Annotated in this window: 15 protein-coding genes; 8 read left to right on the forward strand and 7 right to left on the reverse strand. The window is 71.8% G+C overall.

Features of this window, described 5'->3' with window-relative positions; translation table 11 throughout:
* Positions 1-63: 63 nt before the first annotated feature.
* The 7 genes from ACFV1J_RS08620 to ACFV1J_RS08650 all read left to right on the forward strand — a co-directional run bounded on the left by ACFV1J_RS08620 (position 64) and on the right by ACFV1J_RS08650 (position 7512).
* The gene (locus ACFV1J_RS08620; protein ID WP_385856542.1) at positions 64-1467 is read left to right on the forward strand and encodes a hypothetical protein; all 1404 of its coding nucleotides are present in this window, start codon (positions 64-66) and stop codon (positions 1465-1467) included.
* A gap of 437 nt (positions 1468-1904) precedes the next feature.
* Positions 1905-2792 (forward strand): DUF4383 domain-containing protein, encoded by an 888-nt coding sequence (locus ACFV1J_RS08625; RefSeq protein WP_385856543.1) that lies wholly within the window; start codon positions 1905-1907, stop codon positions 2790-2792.
* Between the two features lie 277 nt (positions 2793-3069).
* Complete coding sequence (locus tag ACFV1J_RS08630) at positions 3070-3774, forward strand: FadR/GntR family transcriptional regulator (protein WP_385856544.1); 705 nt, start codon at positions 3070-3072, stop codon at positions 3772-3774.
* Positions 3775-3878: 104 nt separating this feature from the next.
* Positions 3879-5285 carry a galactonate dehydratase gene (gene dgoD / locus ACFV1J_RS08635; RefSeq protein ID WP_385856546.1) on the forward strand — a complete coding sequence of 469 codons (1407 nt, stop codon included), beginning with the start codon at positions 3879-3881 and terminating at the stop codon, positions 5283-5285.
* A 241-nt stretch (positions 5286-5526) separates the two neighbouring features.
* Positions 5527-6147 (forward strand): bifunctional 4-hydroxy-2-oxoglutarate aldolase/2-dehydro-3-deoxy-phosphogluconate aldolase, encoded by a 621-nt coding sequence (locus tag ACFV1J_RS08640; RefSeq protein WP_385856548.1) that lies wholly within the window; start codon positions 5527-5529, stop codon positions 6145-6147.
* A 32-nt stretch (positions 6148-6179) separates the two neighbouring features.
* On the forward strand, positions 6180-7268 hold the full coding sequence (locus tag ACFV1J_RS08645) for a sugar kinase (RefSeq protein ID WP_385856550.1): 1089 nt from the start codon (positions 6180-6182) through the stop codon (positions 7266-7268).
* Between the two features lie 25 nt (positions 7269-7293).
* Positions 7294-7512 (forward strand): zinc ribbon domain-containing protein, encoded by a 219-nt coding sequence (locus ACFV1J_RS08650; RefSeq protein WP_030806040.1) that lies wholly within the window; start codon positions 7294-7296, stop codon positions 7510-7512.
* A 157-nt stretch (positions 7513-7669) separates the two neighbouring features.
* Here ACFV1J_RS08650 and ACFV1J_RS08655 read toward each other — a convergent pair whose 3' ends face one another.
* The 4 genes from ACFV1J_RS08655 to ACFV1J_RS08670 form a co-directional block, all read right to left on the reverse strand.
* Positions 7670-8293, reverse strand: a complete 624-nt coding sequence (locus tag ACFV1J_RS08655; RefSeq protein WP_385856733.1) for an O-methyltransferase — start codon at positions 8291-8293, stop codon at positions 7670-7672.
* Between the two features lie 104 nt (positions 8294-8397).
* Positions 8398-9228: an HAD family hydrolase gene (locus ACFV1J_RS08660; RefSeq protein WP_385856551.1), complete on the reverse strand. Its 831-nt coding sequence runs from the start codon at positions 9226-9228 to the stop codon at positions 8398-8400.
* Positions 9225-11708 carry a phosphoribosyltransferase gene (locus tag ACFV1J_RS08665; protein WP_385856552.1) on the reverse strand — a complete coding sequence of 828 codons (2484 nt, stop codon included), beginning with the start codon at positions 11706-11708 and terminating at the stop codon, positions 9225-9227. The genes ACFV1J_RS08660 and ACFV1J_RS08665 overlap by 4 nt, the downstream gene beginning before the upstream one ends.
* 28 nt (positions 11709-11736) lie before the next feature.
* Positions 11737-12909, reverse strand: coding sequence for an HpcH/HpaI aldolase/citrate lyase family protein (locus ACFV1J_RS08670; protein WP_385856553.1), 1173 nt, complete (start codon positions 12907-12909; stop codon positions 11737-11739).
* Positions 12910-13126: 217 nt separating this feature from the next.
* Here ACFV1J_RS08670 and ACFV1J_RS08675 point away from each other — a divergent pair, with 217 nt between their 5' ends.
* Positions 13127-14251: a TerD family protein gene (locus ACFV1J_RS08675; RefSeq protein ID WP_385856554.1), complete on the forward strand. Its 1125-nt coding sequence runs from the start codon at positions 13127-13129 to the stop codon at positions 14249-14251.
* 31 nt (positions 14252-14282) lie between these two features.
* On the opposite strand, the gene ACFV1J_RS08680 is transcribed toward ACFV1J_RS08675, so the two are convergent.
* From ACFV1J_RS08680 to ACFV1J_RS08690, 3 genes are all read right to left on the reverse strand, one after another.
* A complete protein-coding gene (locus ACFV1J_RS08680) occupies positions 14283-15026 on the reverse strand; it encodes a Tellurium resistance (protein ID WP_385856555.1) in 744 nt (247 codons plus the stop codon).
* A 99-nt stretch (positions 15027-15125) separates the two neighbouring features.
* Complete coding sequence (locus ACFV1J_RS08685; protein WP_385856556.1) at positions 15126-16268, reverse strand: DUF475 domain-containing protein; 1143 nt, start codon at positions 16266-16268, stop codon at positions 15126-15128.
* Positions 16269-16320: 52 nt separating this feature from the next.
* Complete coding sequence (locus ACFV1J_RS08690) at positions 16321-16896, reverse strand: TerD family protein (protein WP_385856557.1); 576 nt, start codon at positions 16894-16896, stop codon at positions 16321-16323.
* Between the last annotated feature and the right edge of the window lie 51 nt (positions 16897-16947).

The following is a 16947-nucleotide window of genomic DNA, read 5'->3' on the forward strand; positions in this document are numbered from 1 at the left end:
TTCGTTTCCGGTGGGTGCGAGAATGACATTCGGTCTTGGGGCGATCCGATCGGGGAGAGGGAAGTGACGGCGACACACACGCAGCCGCTTGAGCAGCGAGAACGTCGTCGTGCGCGGGGTGGCCCCCTCCGGGACCTGGTGGGGCTGGTGTTGTTGCCGTTGCCGCTGGTGGCGGCGGTGGCGACGATGTCGTTCGCGGGTGGCGGTACGCGTCGCTGGTTCGGGCGGGGGGAGAGCCAGCGGGCCGACGCGCAGGCCGCGAAGGATGCCGCGGCCGCGGCGTTCTACGAGCTGGACACCGCGCAGCGGGACCTGCGGATCACCATAGAGACGATCACCGCGGTCGACAGTTCGCCGCGGGCGCGCCAGGCCGCACGGGACTATGAGGACTTCGGGCGGCGGATCGACGAGGTCAGCCAGGCGTACATCACCGCGGTCGACTCCCATGATCTGGACCGGGACGATCTGGACGGCGGTGCGGTGGCGCGGGCCCGGGCCGATCTGACCCGTGCCAAGGACGAGCTGAACCGGGTCAAGGGTGAGCTCGACCGGTTCGCGCAGGGGCTGACGCCGCTGCTGCAGTCCGCCGAGACCCAGCTGGCGCAGCTCGCCCCGGCCGTCGAGCGGGCCCGGCAGGCGCTGCTGGGGGCGAGCAATGCGCTGGACACGGTGCGTGCGCAGGGCCTGCGCGCGGACGAGCTCGCGGCCCGGCTGGCCGCGCTCGGGCCGGAGCTGACCAAGCTCAATCAGGGCGCCGGGCAGCACGGCGTCCAGGAGACGATCCGGCGGGCGGAGGACGTACAGCGCAAGGCCGGGGAGGTACGGGCCGAGGCCGAGCGGCTGCCGGCGCGAGCGGCGGAGATCGACAAGCGGCTGGTGTCGTTGCGGACCCGGGCGCAGGCGATCACGACGCGGGCCGGGCAGGTCGAGCCGATCCTCAGCGAGCTGCGCCGGCGTTACAGCGCGGCGTGCTGGCAGGACCTGCAGCACGTTCCGGAGCGGGCGGCGCAGTCCGTCGAGCAGGCCGAGGTCAAGCTGCGGGAGGCGCAGCAGGCGCGGGACGAGCAGCGCTGGGCGGACGCCACGAGCCGGCTGGCGACCGTACGGGCGTTGCTGGACACCACCGACGAAGCGGTGTCGGCGGCCGGTGACCGGCTGCAGCGGCTCGACGCGGTCTCGTTCGACCGGCAGAAGGAGGTCGACCGGACGCGTTTCGCGATCCGGGACGCCCAGCGGCTGGCGATGGCGGGGCGCAGCACCCCTGATCCGCGGCACGCGCAGCCGCTGGACGACGCGGTGGCGCGGCTCGACCGTGCGGTCGCGGGCCTGGAAGGGCGGCATCCGGACTGGTGGCACTTCCTGATGGAGACCGAGGCGGTACGGGAGACGGCCGCCCGGGTGGTGCAGGAGATTCGTGAGGCCCGGGGCGGTACGGGGACGGGAACGGGAACGGCGACGGGCGGCTGATCGACGGCTGGGCGGCTGGGCGGCAGCGGGGCAGCGGGATGATCGGCAGTTGGGCGGCTGGGGGTTCGGCGGTTCGGCGGTTCGGCGGTCGTATCTGTTCGTTGCGCGATGTCGGTCCGTGCGCGATGTCGGTCCGTGCGCGATGTCGGTCCGTACGCGGCGCAGGGGCCGTACCCGGCACAGGACCCAAGCGGTGGGACGGGTGGGCGGCTGGGCGGCTGGGCGGTCGTAGCTGTTCGTTGCGCGGCCCCGTCGCGGATCCGTACGCGGCCTGGCCCGTAGCGCACCCCATTCCGCGGGGCGTCCCCAGGGATATTCCACGGCGCCGACCCGAGGTGCGCCCTCCCCGAGCGATGGCGTGAAGTGGCGGGTGGGCGGATCCTGGAGATTGAGTTGAGTACGGCCCAGTCGGCACCTCTGTGCAAAGGAGGCCGGACATGGCTACTGGGGCTCCTGGCCAGGCTCTGCCCGGGGGGCGGTTCCACCGGGCGAAGCCGAAGCGACGCGCGCGGCTCGATGAGCATCTGCCCGTGGACCACGGGCTGAGCAAGGTCTACCGCATCGGCGCCGGGCTGATGGGACTGGTACTGGTCGCATTCGGCGTCCTCGGACTGACCCACCACATCGGCTTCTTCGACACCGGCGGCGACACGGTGACCGGGCTGCAGACCAACGGCGCCCTGAGCGTGCTCTCGATCATCGTCGGTGCGATCCTCTTCATCGGCATGGTGATCGGCGGGAACTTCGCCTCGAACCTCAACCTCACCTTCGGCATCCTCTTCCTCCTCAGCGGCTTCGTGAACCTGGCGCTGTTGCAGACCGACGCGAACTTCCTCGCCTTCAAGATCCAGAACGTCCTGTTCAGCTTCGTGGTGGGCCTGATGCTGATGGTCTTCGGCATGTACGGGCGGGTCAGCGGCGGCCTTCCGTCCGACAACCCGTACTGGCGCGCCCGGCACCCGGAGGAGGCGGAGCGTTTCGACCGCGGCGAGTGGCGTCCGGCGCCCGGTATGACGGCCGGACGGCAGGCGATGCTCGTCAAGATCCAGGGCGCGCCGCATGCGGGGCGCGGTTCGTTCGGTCCCGGGACCAGCGGAAGTGGCATCCGCCGCAGTACGGGCACGGATGCGCACGGCACCGCCGGAGGCAGTGACAGCAGTGGCAGTGACACCAGAGGCAGTGACAGTAGTGGCAGCGGTACCGGCGGCACCGCACCTGGGGCGTCAAGCCAGTCGAGCGGAACGAGTGGAACAAGCGGTACGAGCGGAACGAGTAGGTCCAGAGGGTCGGGCGGCGCGAGCGGCTCGGGCGGCAACGAGCCGTGAGCCGACCGTGAGCCGGCGTCGCGCGGAGGCGTCAGGGCGTGCCGAGGAGGGATCGGGATTCGGCACGCCCTGACGTCCTGACGTCCTGGACGTCCTGGACCTCGTACGAGGGGATGGGGTTGCCGGACGCCATGGCGTCGTACGCCCGGGCGTCGCAGGACCTGAACGTGTCGTCGACCTGAACATGTCGTCGGCCTGAACGTGTCGTCGGCCTGGATGTGGCGTCGACCTGGATGTGGCGTCGTACACGTACTGGACCGGAGCAAGGAGTGGCAGCATGAGCCGGTCGGGGCAGCCTGTCCCCGCCGCGGGGAGCAGTGTGCAGCACGCGGCGGTCGAAGCGCTCGCCAAGCGGATCCTCCAGGGCACCTACGGGGCGGGCGAATCCCTCGCCATGTCGGAGCTGATGGCGGAGCTGGACGTCAGCCAGACCGTGCTGCGCGAGACGGTCAAGGTGCTGACCACCAAGGGGCTTCTCGGTACCGATCAGCAGCGCGGGACGTTCGTCCTTCCCCGGGCGGAGTGGAACCTGTTGGACACGGACGTACTGCGCTGGAAGCTCGCGGCCGGCGTGTCCTCCGACTTCTTCGCGGACGTGCTCGAACTGCGGCGTTCCATCGAGCCGGCCGCGGCCGCGCTCGCCGCGGAACGCCGTACCGACGAGGACCTGGCGGCCCTGGACGCGGCGCTGAGCACCATGGCGGCGACCGACGACGACCCGGAGCTGCTGATACGCGCCGACGCGGATTTCCACACGGCGCTGCTGATCGCGTCGAACAACCGGTTCTATGCGCAGATGCACCGGGTGATCGTGCCGGTGCTGGTCGAGCGCGACCGCGCGGTGCTCGATGCCGACGGCGTCTTGGAGCACCCGTATGCGGTGCACGCCACGGTCCGCGATGCGGTACGCGATCAGGATGTGGATGGCGCGTACATGGCGATGCTCGAACTGCTCGACAAGTCCGCGCGCGAGCATCCCTAGGCACGGCTGGCTTTTCGGGCGTCCGCTGATGTCCGCTCGTACCGCTGGTGCTCGCTCATACCGCTGGTGCTCCCTCGTACCGCTGGTGCTCCCTCGTACCGCTGGTGCTCCCTCGTACCGCTGGTGCTCCCTCGTACCGCTGGTGCTCGCTCGTACGACCGTTGCTCGCACCGCTACTCCCCCATCCCCCATCCCCCATCCCTCGTCACTCATCCCTCTCCCCCCGTTACGCCCCTCCCCTCACGGGGCAGAAGCCACCGTTGCGCAAGCCATCGAACGGCACGGCCCCGGCCCCCACCAGGCCGGCCCCACAGCTCCGCAGCCAGCTCCGCCCCCAGTTCCACCCACAGCCCCGGAGGGGACCCATGAAGATCAGCCGTATCGAGACCTTTCTCGCCCCGCCGCGCTGGATGTTCGTGCGGGTCGAGACCGATGAGGGGCTGGTCGGCTGGGGTGAGCCGGTGGTCGAGGGGCGGACGGAGCCGGTGCGGGCGGCCGTGGAGGTGCTGGCCGAGTACCTGCTGGGGCAGGAGCCGGGGCGGATCGAGGACCACTGGCAGGTCATGACCAAGGGCGGCTTCTACCGCGGCGGGCCCGTCCTGTCGTCCGCCGTCGCCGGGCTGGACCAGGCGCTGTGGGACATCAAGGGCAAGCGGCACGGCCTGCCCGTCCACCAGCTGCTGGGCGGGCCGGTCCGCGAGAAGATCCGCACCTACGCATGGGTCGGCGGCGACGAGCCCGAGGCCATCCGCGACGCCGTCACCGCGCAGACCGAGGCCGGCTTCACGGCCGTCAAGATGAACGGCTGCGGCCGGATGAGCCCGGTGGCGACCCGCGCCGAGGTACGGGCGTGCCTGCGGCGGGCCGAGACCGCACGGGAAGTCCTCGGCGACGACCGGGACTTCGGTCTCGACTTCCACGGCCGGGTCTCCCCCGCCAATGCCCGCAGGCTCCTCCCCCTGCTGGCCGAGCACGCTCCGATGTTCGTCGAGGAGCCGGTGCTGTCCGACTACATGCAAGCCCTCCCTGATCTCGTCAACGCCTCCAACATCCCCCTCGCGCTCGGTGAACGTCTCTTCACCCGACGGGAGTTCCTGGCTCCGCTTCAGGCCGGGGTGGCGATCCTCCAGCCCGACATCTCGCACGCCGGGGGCATCTCCGAACTGCGCCGGATCGCCGCGCTCGCGGAGACCTACGGGGCGCAGCTCGCCCCGCACTGCCCCCTCGGGCCGGTCGCGCTGGCCGCCAGCCTCCAAGTCGCGTTCACCACCCCGAACTTCCTCATCCAGGAGCAGTCCCTCGGCATCCACTACCACCAGGACGCCGAGCTGCTCGACTACGTCGTGGACCCGGAGCCGTTCCGCTTCCACGGCGGGTCGCTGCTGCGGACCGAGCGTCCCGGCCTCGGCGTGGAGGTCGACGAGGCCGCCGTACGGGCCGCCGACGCGCGCGGACACGCCTGGCGGAATCCGGTGTGGCGCCACGAGGACGGGTCGTTCGCAGAGTGGTGAGCCGAACAGTGAACTGAGTGGTGAGCCGAACAGTGGGCTGAGTGGTGAAGTGGTGACCCGAACGGTGAACTGCGTGGTGACCCGAACGGCGAGCTGAACGGTGACCCGACCGGCGCCGTATTGTCCGGCGCGCCTGTCAGTCCGGACCGGAATAATCGGAGTCGGAGGCAGCACCCGCGCGACCGGATGACCCTCCCGCCTGGCATCTGCCGGGCGGGAACGGGAGAAAGTAGGAAACGCCATGGACTTCAGCACAGCGCTCCGCACCGAGCGGCTGGTCGCCATCATCCGGGGCAGTGACGCGGAGGCGTCCTTCCGTACGGTCATGGCCCTCGCGGAGGCGGGGCTGCCGCTGGTCGAGATCTCGCTCAGCGGGAAGGACGCGCTGGGCGTCATCCGGCGGGCCCGCGCCGAGCTCGGCGATGCGGCCTGGATCGGCGCGGGCACCGTCCTGACCGGCAGCGACGCCCGGCGCGCCGCGGAGGCGGGAGCGAACCTCATCGTCACGCCCGGTCTGGGGGCGGGGCTGGAGGAGTCCGTGCGGCAGGGGCTGGCGACGCTCGCCGGGGTGCTGACGCCGTCCGAGGTGATCGCGGCGGAGGCGCTGGGCGTCTCGGCGCTGAAGCTGTTCCCGGCGTCGGCGGGCGGCCCGGCGTATTTGCAGGCGCTCCGCGCGCCCTTCCCCGAGCTGCCGTTCGTGCCGGTGGGCGGGGTGGACGCGGCGATCGCGCAGGCGTACTTCGACGCCGGGGCGGTGGCCGTGGGGGTGGGCTCACCGCTGGTCGGGGATGCGGCGGACGGCGGCGACCTGGACGAGCTGCGCAAGCGCGCGGCGGAGTTCCGGGCGGTATGCGCCCGATGACGGGCGGGCCCCCGGTGGGAGGGGAAGCTCCGATGAGTGGGGAGGCGGGGTCGGAGGCGGAAGCGGAAGCAGCGGGCCCGGGGCCGGTGGTGGCGGAGGAGCCGGGCGAGCAGCCGCTTCCTCCGGCCCGGCCCGGCCGGCCCGATGTCCTCACCTTCGGCGAGACCATGGTCGCGCTGCGCGGCAGCGGTCCGCTGAGGCTCGGCGGCACGATGCAGGTGTCCGTCGCCGGCGCGGAGAGCAACGTGGCGATCGGTCTGGCCCGGCTCGGGCACGCCGTGAGCTGGGCGGGTGCGGTCGGCGACGACGAGGCCGGGCAGCTGGTGCTCCGTACGCTACGGGCCGAGGGCGTCGAGGTGTCCGGTGCCACCGTCGATCCCGGTGCGCCGACCGGGCTGGTGATGTTCGAGCCGCGGCTGCCGGACGTCACCCGGGTGCACTACTACCGCGCGGGGTCGGCCGGCTCCCGGCTCACCGCGCACGCGGTCGAGGCCGCCCTCGACGCCGCCCCGCCCCGGATCCTCCATCTGACCGGCATCACCCCGGCCCTCGGCCCCACGGCCCTCGCGGCGTCCCGGCACGCCCTCGAACTGGCCCGCAAGGACGGTGCGTTGATCTGCCTCGACGTCAACTTCCGGGCCCGCCTGTGGGGTGTCGAGGACGCGGCCGCCGTGCTCCGGCAGTGGATCCCGTTCGTGGACGTGCTGATCGCCTCGGACGACGAGCTTCCGCTCTGTCTGCCAGAGGGGGTGCGCAGGACGGAAGGGTCCGGCGCCGGGCGGGTCGCCGCGCTCGCCGCGCAGGCCGAGCCGCTGCTGGATCTGGGTGTCGCCGAGGTGGTGGCGAAACTGGGCGCGGCGGGGGCGGCGGTCTTCACCGGGACCGGGCCCCTCCACCGGCCCGCCACACCGGTCCGCGCCGTGGACGCCGTGGGTGCCGGGGACGCGTTCGTGGCGGGGTACCTCTCGGCGCTGCTGGACGGCGAGGGGCCCGCGGAACGCCTGGAGCGGGCCGTGACCACCGGGGCGTTCGCGGTCGCCTCGCACGGCGACTGGGAGGGCGCGCCGACCCGTGCCGAGCTGGGTCTGCTGGGCGCGCCGCCCGGGACCGTCGTGCGCTGACCGGCGCCGCGGTTAATCTGTGGCCATGCCTCGTTACGAATACCGGTGCCGCCCCTGCGGCTCCACCTTCGAGCTGAACCGGCCGATGGCCGAGTCCTCCGCCCCGGCCGTCTGCCCGGAAGGCCACGAGGACACCGTGAAGCTGCTCTCCACGGTCGCGGTCGGCGGCTCGGCGGCCGCCCCGGCCCGGAGTGCGCCGAGCGGCGGGGGCGGCGGCTGCTGCGGAGGCGGCTGCTGCGGCTGACCCGCCCGGGCCCGCGCCACGGCGGGCCCGCATGAGGCCGTCGGCGGGCGGCCGTGATGCCGTCGGCGGGCGGCCATGAGGCCTCGGCGGGCGGCCGGCAACTGCCCGCCGCTCGTCCCCGCCACCGCTTGCGGGCCTGCCCGTCCGCCCGTCCCCGCTACCGCTTGCGGGCCAGCGTCACCCCGTCCGCCACGGTCAGCATCACCGCCTCCATCCGCGCGTCCGCCTGCACATGGTCGTTGAACCCCCGGATCGCCAGCGCCGAGCCGGTGGCCGCCGGGTTGACGACCTCACCGCCGTAGAGGACGTTGTCCGCGACGATCAGGCCGCCCGGCCGCATCCGGGGTACCAGCTCTTCCCAGTAGGCGATGTAGCCGCCCTTGTCGGCGTCGAGGTACGCGAGGTCGATGTGCGGTTCGACCGGCATCGCCCGGAGCGTCTCCAGGGCGGGCGCGATGCGCAGGTCGATGCGGTCCGCGACGCCGGCCCGGGCCCATGCCTCCCGGCCGTACGCCGTCCACTCCTCGGAGATGTCGCAGGCGATCAGTCTGCCGTCCGCGGGCAGCGCCTGGGCCATGGACAGCGCCGAGAAGCCGGTGAAGGTGCCGACCTCGACCACGTGCCGGGCGCCGATCAGCCGCACCAGGAACGCCAGCAGGGCGCCCTGTTCCTCGGCCGACTGCATCATCGCGGCGTCGGGGAACTTCTGGTGGGTGAGGTCCACGATCTCGCGCTGTGCGGGGTTCAGCTGCGGGTTGTGGGCGAGGACGTAGTCGTACATCTCCGCCGTGATCGGCGTGCTCTTGGACTCGGCCACTGGCTCTCCTCCGGATCAAGATCGGTCTCGGCCGATCACCGGAAGTGCGGCCGACCGCCTCCGCGAGACTAGCCGAGGTCCGCGGCCGCCCACCGGTTTTCCACAGCCCCGAGGAAGGCCCGGACGATCTCCTCGCCCGCGGCGGCGCCCCGGGCGTCGAGCGCGGTGACGTGGCCGGCCTGCCAGCCGGAATCGGCCAGTTCGCCGTGGCCCGGCCGCCAGCCGCGGTCCGCGGCCAGCAGCAGGTCCGCGTCGAGCAACGAGTCACCGGCGGCGAGCACCTGGGACGCCCCGGTACGACGGGCCACCTCCGCCACGGCCGCGCTCTTGGTCAGCGGGCGGGGCACCGCGTAGATCTTGCGGCCCTGCAGGGAGACGGTCCAGCCGCGCTCCTCCGCCCAGCGGGCGAGTTCCTTGACCCAGGTCTCGGGCAGCAGCGCCCGCTCGACGACGAGGTAGGCGAAGAGGTCCTCGGCGACCCGCTCCTTGAGCAGCCAGGCGGGATCGGCGGTGCGGACCAGATGGTCCCGGACCTCGGCCAGGGGCGCGCACCGCGCGGCGATCCGTTCCGCGACGGTGCGCCGCCAGTCCGGGTCGGACTCGCCCCGGACGAGCAGCTCGCCGCCGTTGGCGCAGATCGCGTACTCCGGTGGCGGGCCGGGGAGGTGGATGCGGCCGTACTGCTCGCGGGTGCGGGTGGTGGTCGGCACGAAGGTGGTGCCGGCGGCGAGTTCGGCGAGCAGCCCGGCGGCCGTCTCCGTCATGAAGGAGAGCGGTTTGCCCTGGTATATCTCGACGCACAGCAGCCGTGGGGCCTCGGCGTCGGGCATGTCCAGGCCGAGGGCCGGGGCCGAGTAGATCAGGGTGCGGTCGAGATCGCTGGCGACGACGGTGCTCATACGGAGGCCACCGCCTTGCCGTCGGCGCCGGTGGCGCCGCGGGTGAAGCGCGGGTGGATCAACCCGACGCAGCTGTAGGGGAGTTCGTCGACCTCTTCGACGGGCACCCCCCGCTGGTCCGCCAGGAGACGGACATGGTCGAGGTCGGTCCCGGCGCCGCGGCGGGCCAGGATCTTCCAGGGGACCCGGCGCAGCAGTACGCGCGTGGTCTCGCCGACGCCGGGCTTGACGAGGTTGACGTCGTGGATGCCGTACTCCTCGCTGATCCGCTCGACGGCCGCCCAGCCCTCCCAGGTGGGGGCCCGGTCGGCGCCGGCCAGCTCCTTCACCTCCGCGGCGACGTCCTCGGCGACCTCGTCGAAGCAGGCGGTGACCGTGTCCAGGAACGTCCGGGAGACGTCCGCGCCGGCCAGTTCGCGGTAGAACTTGGCGCCGTGGAAGTCGTCCGGGCCGACCAGGTCGTCGCGCAGGACGGTGCGCGATATGAGACCGGAGACGGTGGAGTTGAGGCAGGCGGAGGGGATGAGGAAGTCGTCCCGGGTGCCGTAGGTCTCGACGCAGCCGCCGGGGTCGGCGAGCACGGCGATCCGCGGGTCGAAGCCGGGGAAGCCGGCGACGGCCTGGGCGAGTTCGCGGGTGATGGCGCCCTTTCCCGTCCAGCCGTCGACGAAGACGACGTCCGCCGGGTCGTGGTGGGCGGCCAGCCAGCGCAGGGCGGTGGTGTCGATGCCCCGGCCGCGGACGATCGAGACGGCGTAGTGCGGCAGTTCCAGGCCGTGTGCGTGCCGCGCCCAGCGGCGCATCAGCACGCCGACGGGGGTGCCGGCCCGGGCCAGGGACACCAATACGGGGCGGGGGCTGCGCTCGGCGAGCACGGTCTCGGTGACCGTACCGACGGCGCGCGCGATCCGGCGTGCGGAGCCCTGCAACGCGCTGTGGAACAGCTCCTGGTACCGCTCGCTCGGCTGGTACTCGACGGGCAGCGACTCGGCGTAGTGGGCGCCGCCGCGCTGGATCGCCTCCTCGCGCTCCTCGGTGGGCGCTTCCAGGGTGACGTCGGACAGGTCCTGCAGCAGCCAGCCGACCTCGTCGGCGTCGTAGGAGGAGAAGGCGGGGCCGCGCAGCGGCTCGGGGAGGGGCATGGGGGCGGCCTGGGGTTGCGGGGCGTACGAGGGGATGACGGCGAGCAGCAGCCGGTCGGTGTGGCCGGCGAGCCGGTCCAGCAGGCCGCCGGCGGCGTGGAGTTCGGGGCGGTCGCCGTGCGAGTCCACCACGGCGACGACGGCGTCGAAGCGGCGGGCCGGGTCGCTGCCGGCCGCGACGTTGTAGGCGTACCGCTCCCCCGGGCCGTCGGCCGGCCGGTCGTGGGCAGGGAAGGACAGCCGGGTGCGTATCGCGTAGCCGGGGTCGTCCACGGCGAGGACGGGCGAGCGGGTGGTGGTCGAGAAGCGGACCTCCGCGCCCGCGCCGAGGTGGGAGTCGAGCGCCCCGGCCAGCCGCAGCGGCGCGTACATCAGCTCCTCGTTGCCGAGGACGAGGATCCGGCGGGCGCCGTCCAGATGCGGGGCGAGGCGGGCCGCCATGCCGGGCAGTTCGGCCTCCAGGCGGGCGCGGTGCGCCGGGGTGAAGCCGTGCCGCCCACCGTCCGGCAGCCCGGCGGGCCAGCCGAGGTCGACGCGTACGAGGTCCGCGCGGCGGCCCTCTTCGGAACCGGGCGAGCCTTCCGGAGTCACCGGTTCCGCCGGCGTGCGGGCCTCGTGCTCCGCGACGAGCGCCTGCCCGCGGGCCAGGACGTCCTCGGGAAGGCGTACGCCCCCCGCGGCGAGGGTCACGAGGTCGACCCGGGCGGCCAGTTCCGCCGCACACTCCGCCAGCCGTCCGCGGTCGGCGGCGGAGCGCATGTCGACCAGGGCGACGACGACGTAGCGGTCGCGCGGGAAGCGGGCGTGCAGCGCGCCGATGGTGTTCAGGACGGTCCGGCCGGTGGAGAACTCGTCGTCGACCAGCACCAACGGCCCGTCCCCCGCGAGGAGTTCTTGATCTTCGGGCAGGAGCAGGTGCGAGGTGGCGTGGCTGTGCTCCTCCTCGAACCCCGCCTGGTGCGGCACCCCTTCGACCGGCCGGCGGGTGGAGTGCAGATACGGCGCGAGCCCCAGGCCGTCGGCGACGGAGTGGCCGAGGCCGGTGGCGGTCTCGGCGTAGCCCAGGACGACGGCGCGGGCGGCGGCCTCGTCACCCAGCAGCGTGCGCACCCGGCGCCCCAGGTCCACGCCCGCGCCGTGCACCACGTCCGGCCGCTGTGGCACGTGCTTCCCCAGCACGTTCGACACGAGCAGATGGGCCCGCTTGGGGTTGCGCCGCAGCGCCAGTCCCAGCAGGCCGGTCAGCTCGTCCCCGCCGCTCAGCGAGACGCCGAGCCGGCCGGCGACCCATTCTCCGGTCCAGACCACGCGTTCCGTCTCCTCCGTCGTAGCGTTCATGTCGTCCGTCGTGTCCAGGTGTCGGTGCTCAGGTCTGTGGCAGGCTCGCCGTCAGCAGTTCCACGAACCCGATGCCCTCCCGGGCGACGCCGAACGCCTCGGCGCGCAGCAGGGTGCGTTCGGCCCAGGCGCGGTGCGGCTTCACTTCATTCATCTTGTTCGTGTAGGCCGAGCGCAGGACCCCGCCGTCGCCGCGTTCCGGCCGCAGGATGTCGACGGCGTCGCTGAACTCCTCGTGGCTGACGACCGAGAGGGCGTGCACCGGCGCGACGTGCGAGGGGTGGATACAGGTCTTGCCCTGCAGGCCGTTGGCGCGGTCGAGCTCGATCTCGCGCAGCAGGCCGTCCATGTCGTGCTCGATCAGCGCGGTGCGCAGCTCCTCGGCGCGTCCGAGGAACGGCGAGCGGCGCAGCTGGGGCTTGAACATCCGCTCGTGCAGCCGGAAGTACTCCCAGACCGGTCCGGTGACGGTGAACCCGGTGCCGTCCGCGCGGCCCAGCACGTTCACCACGTCGGCGATCACGGACGCCACGATCTGGACGTCGTACGCCGTCATGTCGGGTGCCCGGCGCAGCCCGTAGGCGGAGCAGAAGTCCGTGACCCCCAGCCGGAGGGCGAGCACGCGGTCCCGGTATTTGTCGACGGTGCGGGCGATGCCCTGGAGCGTCTCGGGGCGGCTCTCCAGGTGGAGCAGTTCCGGGGACTCCAGTACCGGCATCGCGAACAGCCGCCGGCCGCATACGGACTCGGCCGCGGTGAGCGCTTCGAGGAACGGCACGCCACGTTCTTCGGTGAACTTCGGAAGTACAAATCCAGTCAGCCGACGCACGGCCGGTCCGATACGGCGGATCAGATCCGGTATCTGCCCGGGCGCCCGTACCCGGATGAACAGCAGCGGGAGGTCCGTGCCCGCCTCGGCCGCCTCGTCGAGCAGTCCGAAGTGCCGTACGAGGTTCTCCTCGCCGGCCGCGACGTCCGCATCCCCTATGGAGTCCTCCAGGCACAGGACCATGGACATCACGCCGCGGCCGGCCTGTTTGAGGACGTCGGCGGCGAGCCGCGGCCGGGTGGCGGGGCTGTAGAGGGTGGCACCGAGGGCGACCGCGAGGGTGCGGGCGGGGGAATCGGCGGTGAACTCCACCGGCTCCTGGTGGAACAGTGTCTTCCGGATAGCGGGCGGAAGATGCCCAAAATGCCGCATATAACTCCCCGATTACCTGCGGGACCCGGGCCCCCCGCTGCCTCTCGCTGTCTGGATCCAGCCGGTAATCGTACGTGCGTGGGGGTGGGGTTAGTTCCCACGTGCGTGAAAATCACGTAACCCTCATGAGGCGCCCGGGTGTCCGCGCAGACGCCCGACGCACCGGCTCGCGGGCCCCGCGTTGTCCCTGCCACCTTGCAGAAGGCAGGATTGCGGCATGACGCACGCGATGCTGAAAGGGTCGAACGTACCCCTCGACGCCACGGCTGTCCGGGCCGTCCTGCGCTGGACACCCGGCGCCGACGTCCCCGACGTCGATGCCTCGGCGCTGTTGGTGGGGCCCGAGGGGCGCGTGCGTTCCGATGAGGACTTCGTCTTCTACAACCAACCGCGCCATCCCAGCGGTCTGGTGCGGCATCTGCCCAAGGCGCCGGTCGACGAAAGTCTGGCCGAAACCATCGAGGCGGACCTGGCCGACCTGGATCCGTCGATCGACCGGGTCGTCCTGGCCGCATCGTCCGACGGCGGTGCCTTCGCGGGCGTAGCCGACCTGCGTGTTCTGCTGTACGACGCGGCGGCGGGCGACGGCGAGCCGATCGCGGTCTTCGACGTGGTGCCCGAGACCGGCGACGAGACCGCGCTGATCTGCGGGGAGTTGTACCGCCGTGCCGAGTCCTGGAAGTTCCGCGCCCTGGGGCAGGGGTACGAGAGCGGCCTGACGGGCCTGGCGACCGAGTTCGGCATCTCGGTGGAGGGGGACGACGACGCGGCCGGCGGCGACGCGGCCGCGGGTGAGGAGGCAAAGGCCCCCGCGGCGGCAGCCGCACCGGAAGCGCCGTCCGCCTCGGACGCCACCACGGCGGTCAGCCCGTCCCCGCGCAGGGAACCGGCCGGCACCGACGCCGTCACGCCACCGCCCAGCACCTGGCCCGAAGGGGCGTCCGGCCCGGGAGCCGCGGCGGACGCCCAGACCTATCCGGCGTCGGACCCGGAGGCCGTCACCCAGCACGTGGCGGACGCGATGCCCGAGCCCTTCTCGGCCGCTCCGCTCCCGCCGCCCGGCGCCCCGCCCCAGGCGCCCGCGGCCGCACCGACGGGCGGCGGTTACGGCTACCCGTCGCACGTCCCGCCGCCGCCCACCCAGCCCCCGGCCCAGCCCGCCTACGGCTACCCGGGCCCGCCGCCGCAGTACGTGCCGCAGCAGCCGCCACCGCCCGCGTACGGCTATCCGCAGCAACCGCCGCCACCGGCCCCGGCGTACGGCTACCCGACCCAGCAGTACCCCGCGCCGGACCCGTCCTTCGTACTGCCGCCGCAGGGGCCGCAGTTCCAGCGCCGGTAGCCGACGGCCGGCCGGGCGGGCGCGCTGCGGGTCAGACCTTGGACTTGTACCCGCGCCCCCACTGGAGGCCCCAGCCGTACAGCCGGTCGAGCTCCGCCTGGAAGCCGTAGACGTACTTGACCTCGCGGCGCACCGTGAGCTCGCCCTTGGTGTTCTCCAGCGTGAAGATCGCGCAGGACCGGGCCTGCGGTGCCCGCTCGTCGAGCTTGACCTCCACCCGCGGTCCACTGCTGGGATAGAGGGTCACGACCGCGTGTGTACGGTCGAACGCCGGCGTGCCGTCGTAGATGTAGACGAAGATCAGCAACCGCTTGATCTCGTCGCGGTGGTCGAGGTTGATGTAGAGCGTCTCGCCGGACCCCGAACCGAACCGGTCGTCGCCGCTGAGCTGGACGAACGGCGGGCCGTTGAGATCGCCGAGGAAGTTGCCCAACGGCTGCACCACGCCCTTGGTGCCGTCCTGCAGCTCGTACAGGCAGGCCAGGTCCAGGTCGACATTGACCACGGCCGGTCCCTGCGCCTGGACGATCTCGGGCTTGAACAGCTTGCCCGGGTGCCGCAGCAGCCCGCCCCGGCCCTGCCCGCCCCGCTCGTGGAAGTCGGAGGTCCGCATCTGCCAGTGCAGATTGACCCGCAGATGCCCGGCCGCCGCACCCTGTTTGGTCAGCGAGATGACCGGACTGCGTTTCGTCAGCTCGACGACGTACGACGCGCCGCCGCTGTCGAAGTCGAATTTCTGGGCGCCACCGCGCCACAGGTTCCCCAGGAACGACACCTTGCCCCACCCCATTGCTCGGCCCCAACTACCGCGAGGCGGCCCGGGGTCCCTACCCCATGGCCGCCCCGCAGAGAGCGTTCCTCAATCAGCGCCGCGTCACACTCCGGACGCGACTTCCGGTTTTGCTCCGGAGGTGTCGCCCGGCTTGCCCTCGCGCCGGTTGCGGATCACCGACGAGGCGAACGAGAGGCCGATCAGCGCCACACCGATCAGGCCGGTGACGACCTCCGGGATCTCGTACTTGATGGAGATGAGCAGGATGACGGCGAGCGCGCCGATGGCGTAGTGCGCGCCGTGCTCCAGGTAGACGTAGTCGTCGAGGGTGCCCTTGCGGACCAGGAAGACCGTCAGCGAGCGGATGTACATCGCGCCGATGCCCAGGCCCAGCGCCATCATGAAGATGTCGTTGGTGATGGCGAACGCGCCGATGACGCCGTCGAAGGAGAAGGACGCGTCGATGACCTCGAGGTAGAGGAACAGGAAGAACGCGGCCTTACCGGCCAGACCGAGCGCCGAGCCGGCGCCCTTCGCCACGGGCGTCGCGGCGGCCGCGGTGGCCTCCTCGCCGTCCTCGTCCTCTTCGTCCTCCTCCAGCTTGCCCTCGAAGTAGCCCGAGATGCCGCCGACGACGAGGTACGTGATCAGGCCCGCGACGCCGGCCAGCAGGACCGTGGCGGTCTTGTCACCGCCGCCGTGCGCGACGTTCGTCGCCACCGTCATCGCGCTCACCAACAGGGCGACCAGCGCGATGATGACCGAGAGCATGTCGAGCTTGCCCATCTTGGCCATCGGCTTCTCGATCCAGGACAGCCACTTGTAGTCGCGCTCCTCGAAGATGAAGTCGAGGAAGATCATCAGCAGGAACATTCCACCGAAGGCCGCGATGGCCGGGTGGGCGCTGGTGACCAGCTCCTGGTAGTGCGGCTTGTCATTGAGGGCGAGCTTGACCGCCTCGATCGGCCCCAGTTTCGCGGTGATCGCGACGACGACGACCGGGAAGACCAGCCGCATGCCGAACACCGCGATGAGAATGCCGACGGTCAGGAAGATCTTCTGCCAGAAGGCGTTCATCTTGCGCAGGACGCCTGCGTTGATGACGGCGTTGTCGAACGAGAGCGAAATCTCCAGAACGGACAGGATCCCGACGATCGCGAGCCCCTGCCACCCCCAGAGCACGCCGGCCAAGGCGAGACCGACCACCGTGATGGCGAACGACCAGCCAAAGGTTTTCAGGAGCACTGCCTACCCAATCCCTCGCTATGTGGGTCCCCCGCGCGCAGCGCGCGGCGCTTTACGAAACGTTGACCCCGAAGTCTAGAGCGATGCCCCGGAGACCCGACGCGTACCCCTGTCCTACTGCTCGGAACTTCCATTCGCCGTTGTAGCGGTACACCTCGCCGAAGATCATTGCGGTTTCGCTCGACGCGTCCTCGCTCAGGTCATAACGGGCGAGTTCACTGCCGTCGGACTGATTCACGATCCGGATGAAGGCATTGCTGACCTGGCCGAAACTCTGGCCGCGCAGATCCGCCTCATGGATCGAGACCGGAAAGACGATCTTGTCGACCTGCTCGGGCATCTGCGAGAGATCCACCAGGATCGACTCGTCGTCGCCCTCGCCCTCACCGGTGAGGTTGTCCCCGGTGTGCTCGACGGAGCCCTCAGGACTCTTGAGGTTGTTGTAGAAGACGAAGTACTCGTCGCCCAGCACCCGGCCCTCCCGGCACAGCAGCGCGCTGGCGTCGAGGTCGAAGGGCGCTCCGGTCGTGGAGCGTGCGTCCCAGCCGAGGCCGACCATGATCTGGGTGAGATTCGGCGCGGCCTTGGACAGGGAGACGTTGCCCCCCTTGGCGAGCGTGACACTCATCGTTCGCTTCCTCCCCGGTGTCGTACGGGCCCGCCCTGGCGCGGCCCGGGT

It is taken from the genome of Streptomyces sp. NPDC059649 (assembly GCF_042734445.1).
Lineage (GTDB): Bacteria > Actinomycetota > Actinomycetes > Streptomycetales > Streptomycetaceae > Streptomyces.

Coding starts and splice junctions, on each gene's coding strand:
- ACFV1J_RS08655 (WP_385856733.1), bottom strand. CDS start 8,293: ATGTACGACTACGTCCTCGCCCACAACCCGCAGCTGAACCCCGCACAG.
- ACFV1J_RS08640 (WP_385856548.1), top strand. CDS start 5,527: ATGGACTTCAGCACAGCGCTCCGCACCGAGCGGCTGGTCGCCATCATC.
- ACFV1J_RS08630 (WP_385856544.1), top strand. CDS start 3,070: ATGAGCCGGTCGGGGCAGCCTGTCCCCGCCGCGGGGAGCAGTGTGCAG.
- ACFV1J_RS08690 (WP_385856557.1), bottom strand. CDS start 16,896: ATGAGTGTCACGCTCGCCAAGGGGGGCAACGTCTCCCTGTCCAAGGCC.
- ACFV1J_RS08625 (WP_385856543.1), top strand. CDS start 1,905: ATGGCTACTGGGGCTCCTGGCCAGGCTCTGCCCGGGGGGCGGTTCCAC.
- ACFV1J_RS08660 (WP_385856551.1), bottom strand. CDS start 9,228: ATGAGCACCGTCGTCGCCAGCGATCTCGACCGCACCCTGATCTACTCG.
- ACFV1J_RS08650 (WP_030806040.1), top strand. CDS start 7,294: ATGCCTCGTTACGAATACCGGTGCCGCCCCTGCGGCTCCACCTTCGAG.
- ACFV1J_RS08645 (WP_385856550.1), top strand. CDS start 6,180: ATGAGTGGGGAGGCGGGGTCGGAGGCGGAAGCGGAAGCAGCGGGCCCG.
- ACFV1J_RS08665 (WP_385856552.1), bottom strand. CDS start 11,708: ATGAACGCTACGACGGAGGAGACGGAACGCGTGGTCTGGACCGGAGAA.
- ACFV1J_RS08670 (WP_385856553.1), bottom strand. CDS start 12,909: ATGCGGCATTTTGGGCATCTTCCGCCCGCTATCCGGAAGACACTGTTC.
- ACFV1J_RS08675 (WP_385856554.1), top strand. CDS start 13,127: ATGACGCACGCGATGCTGAAAGGGTCGAACGTACCCCTCGACGCCACG.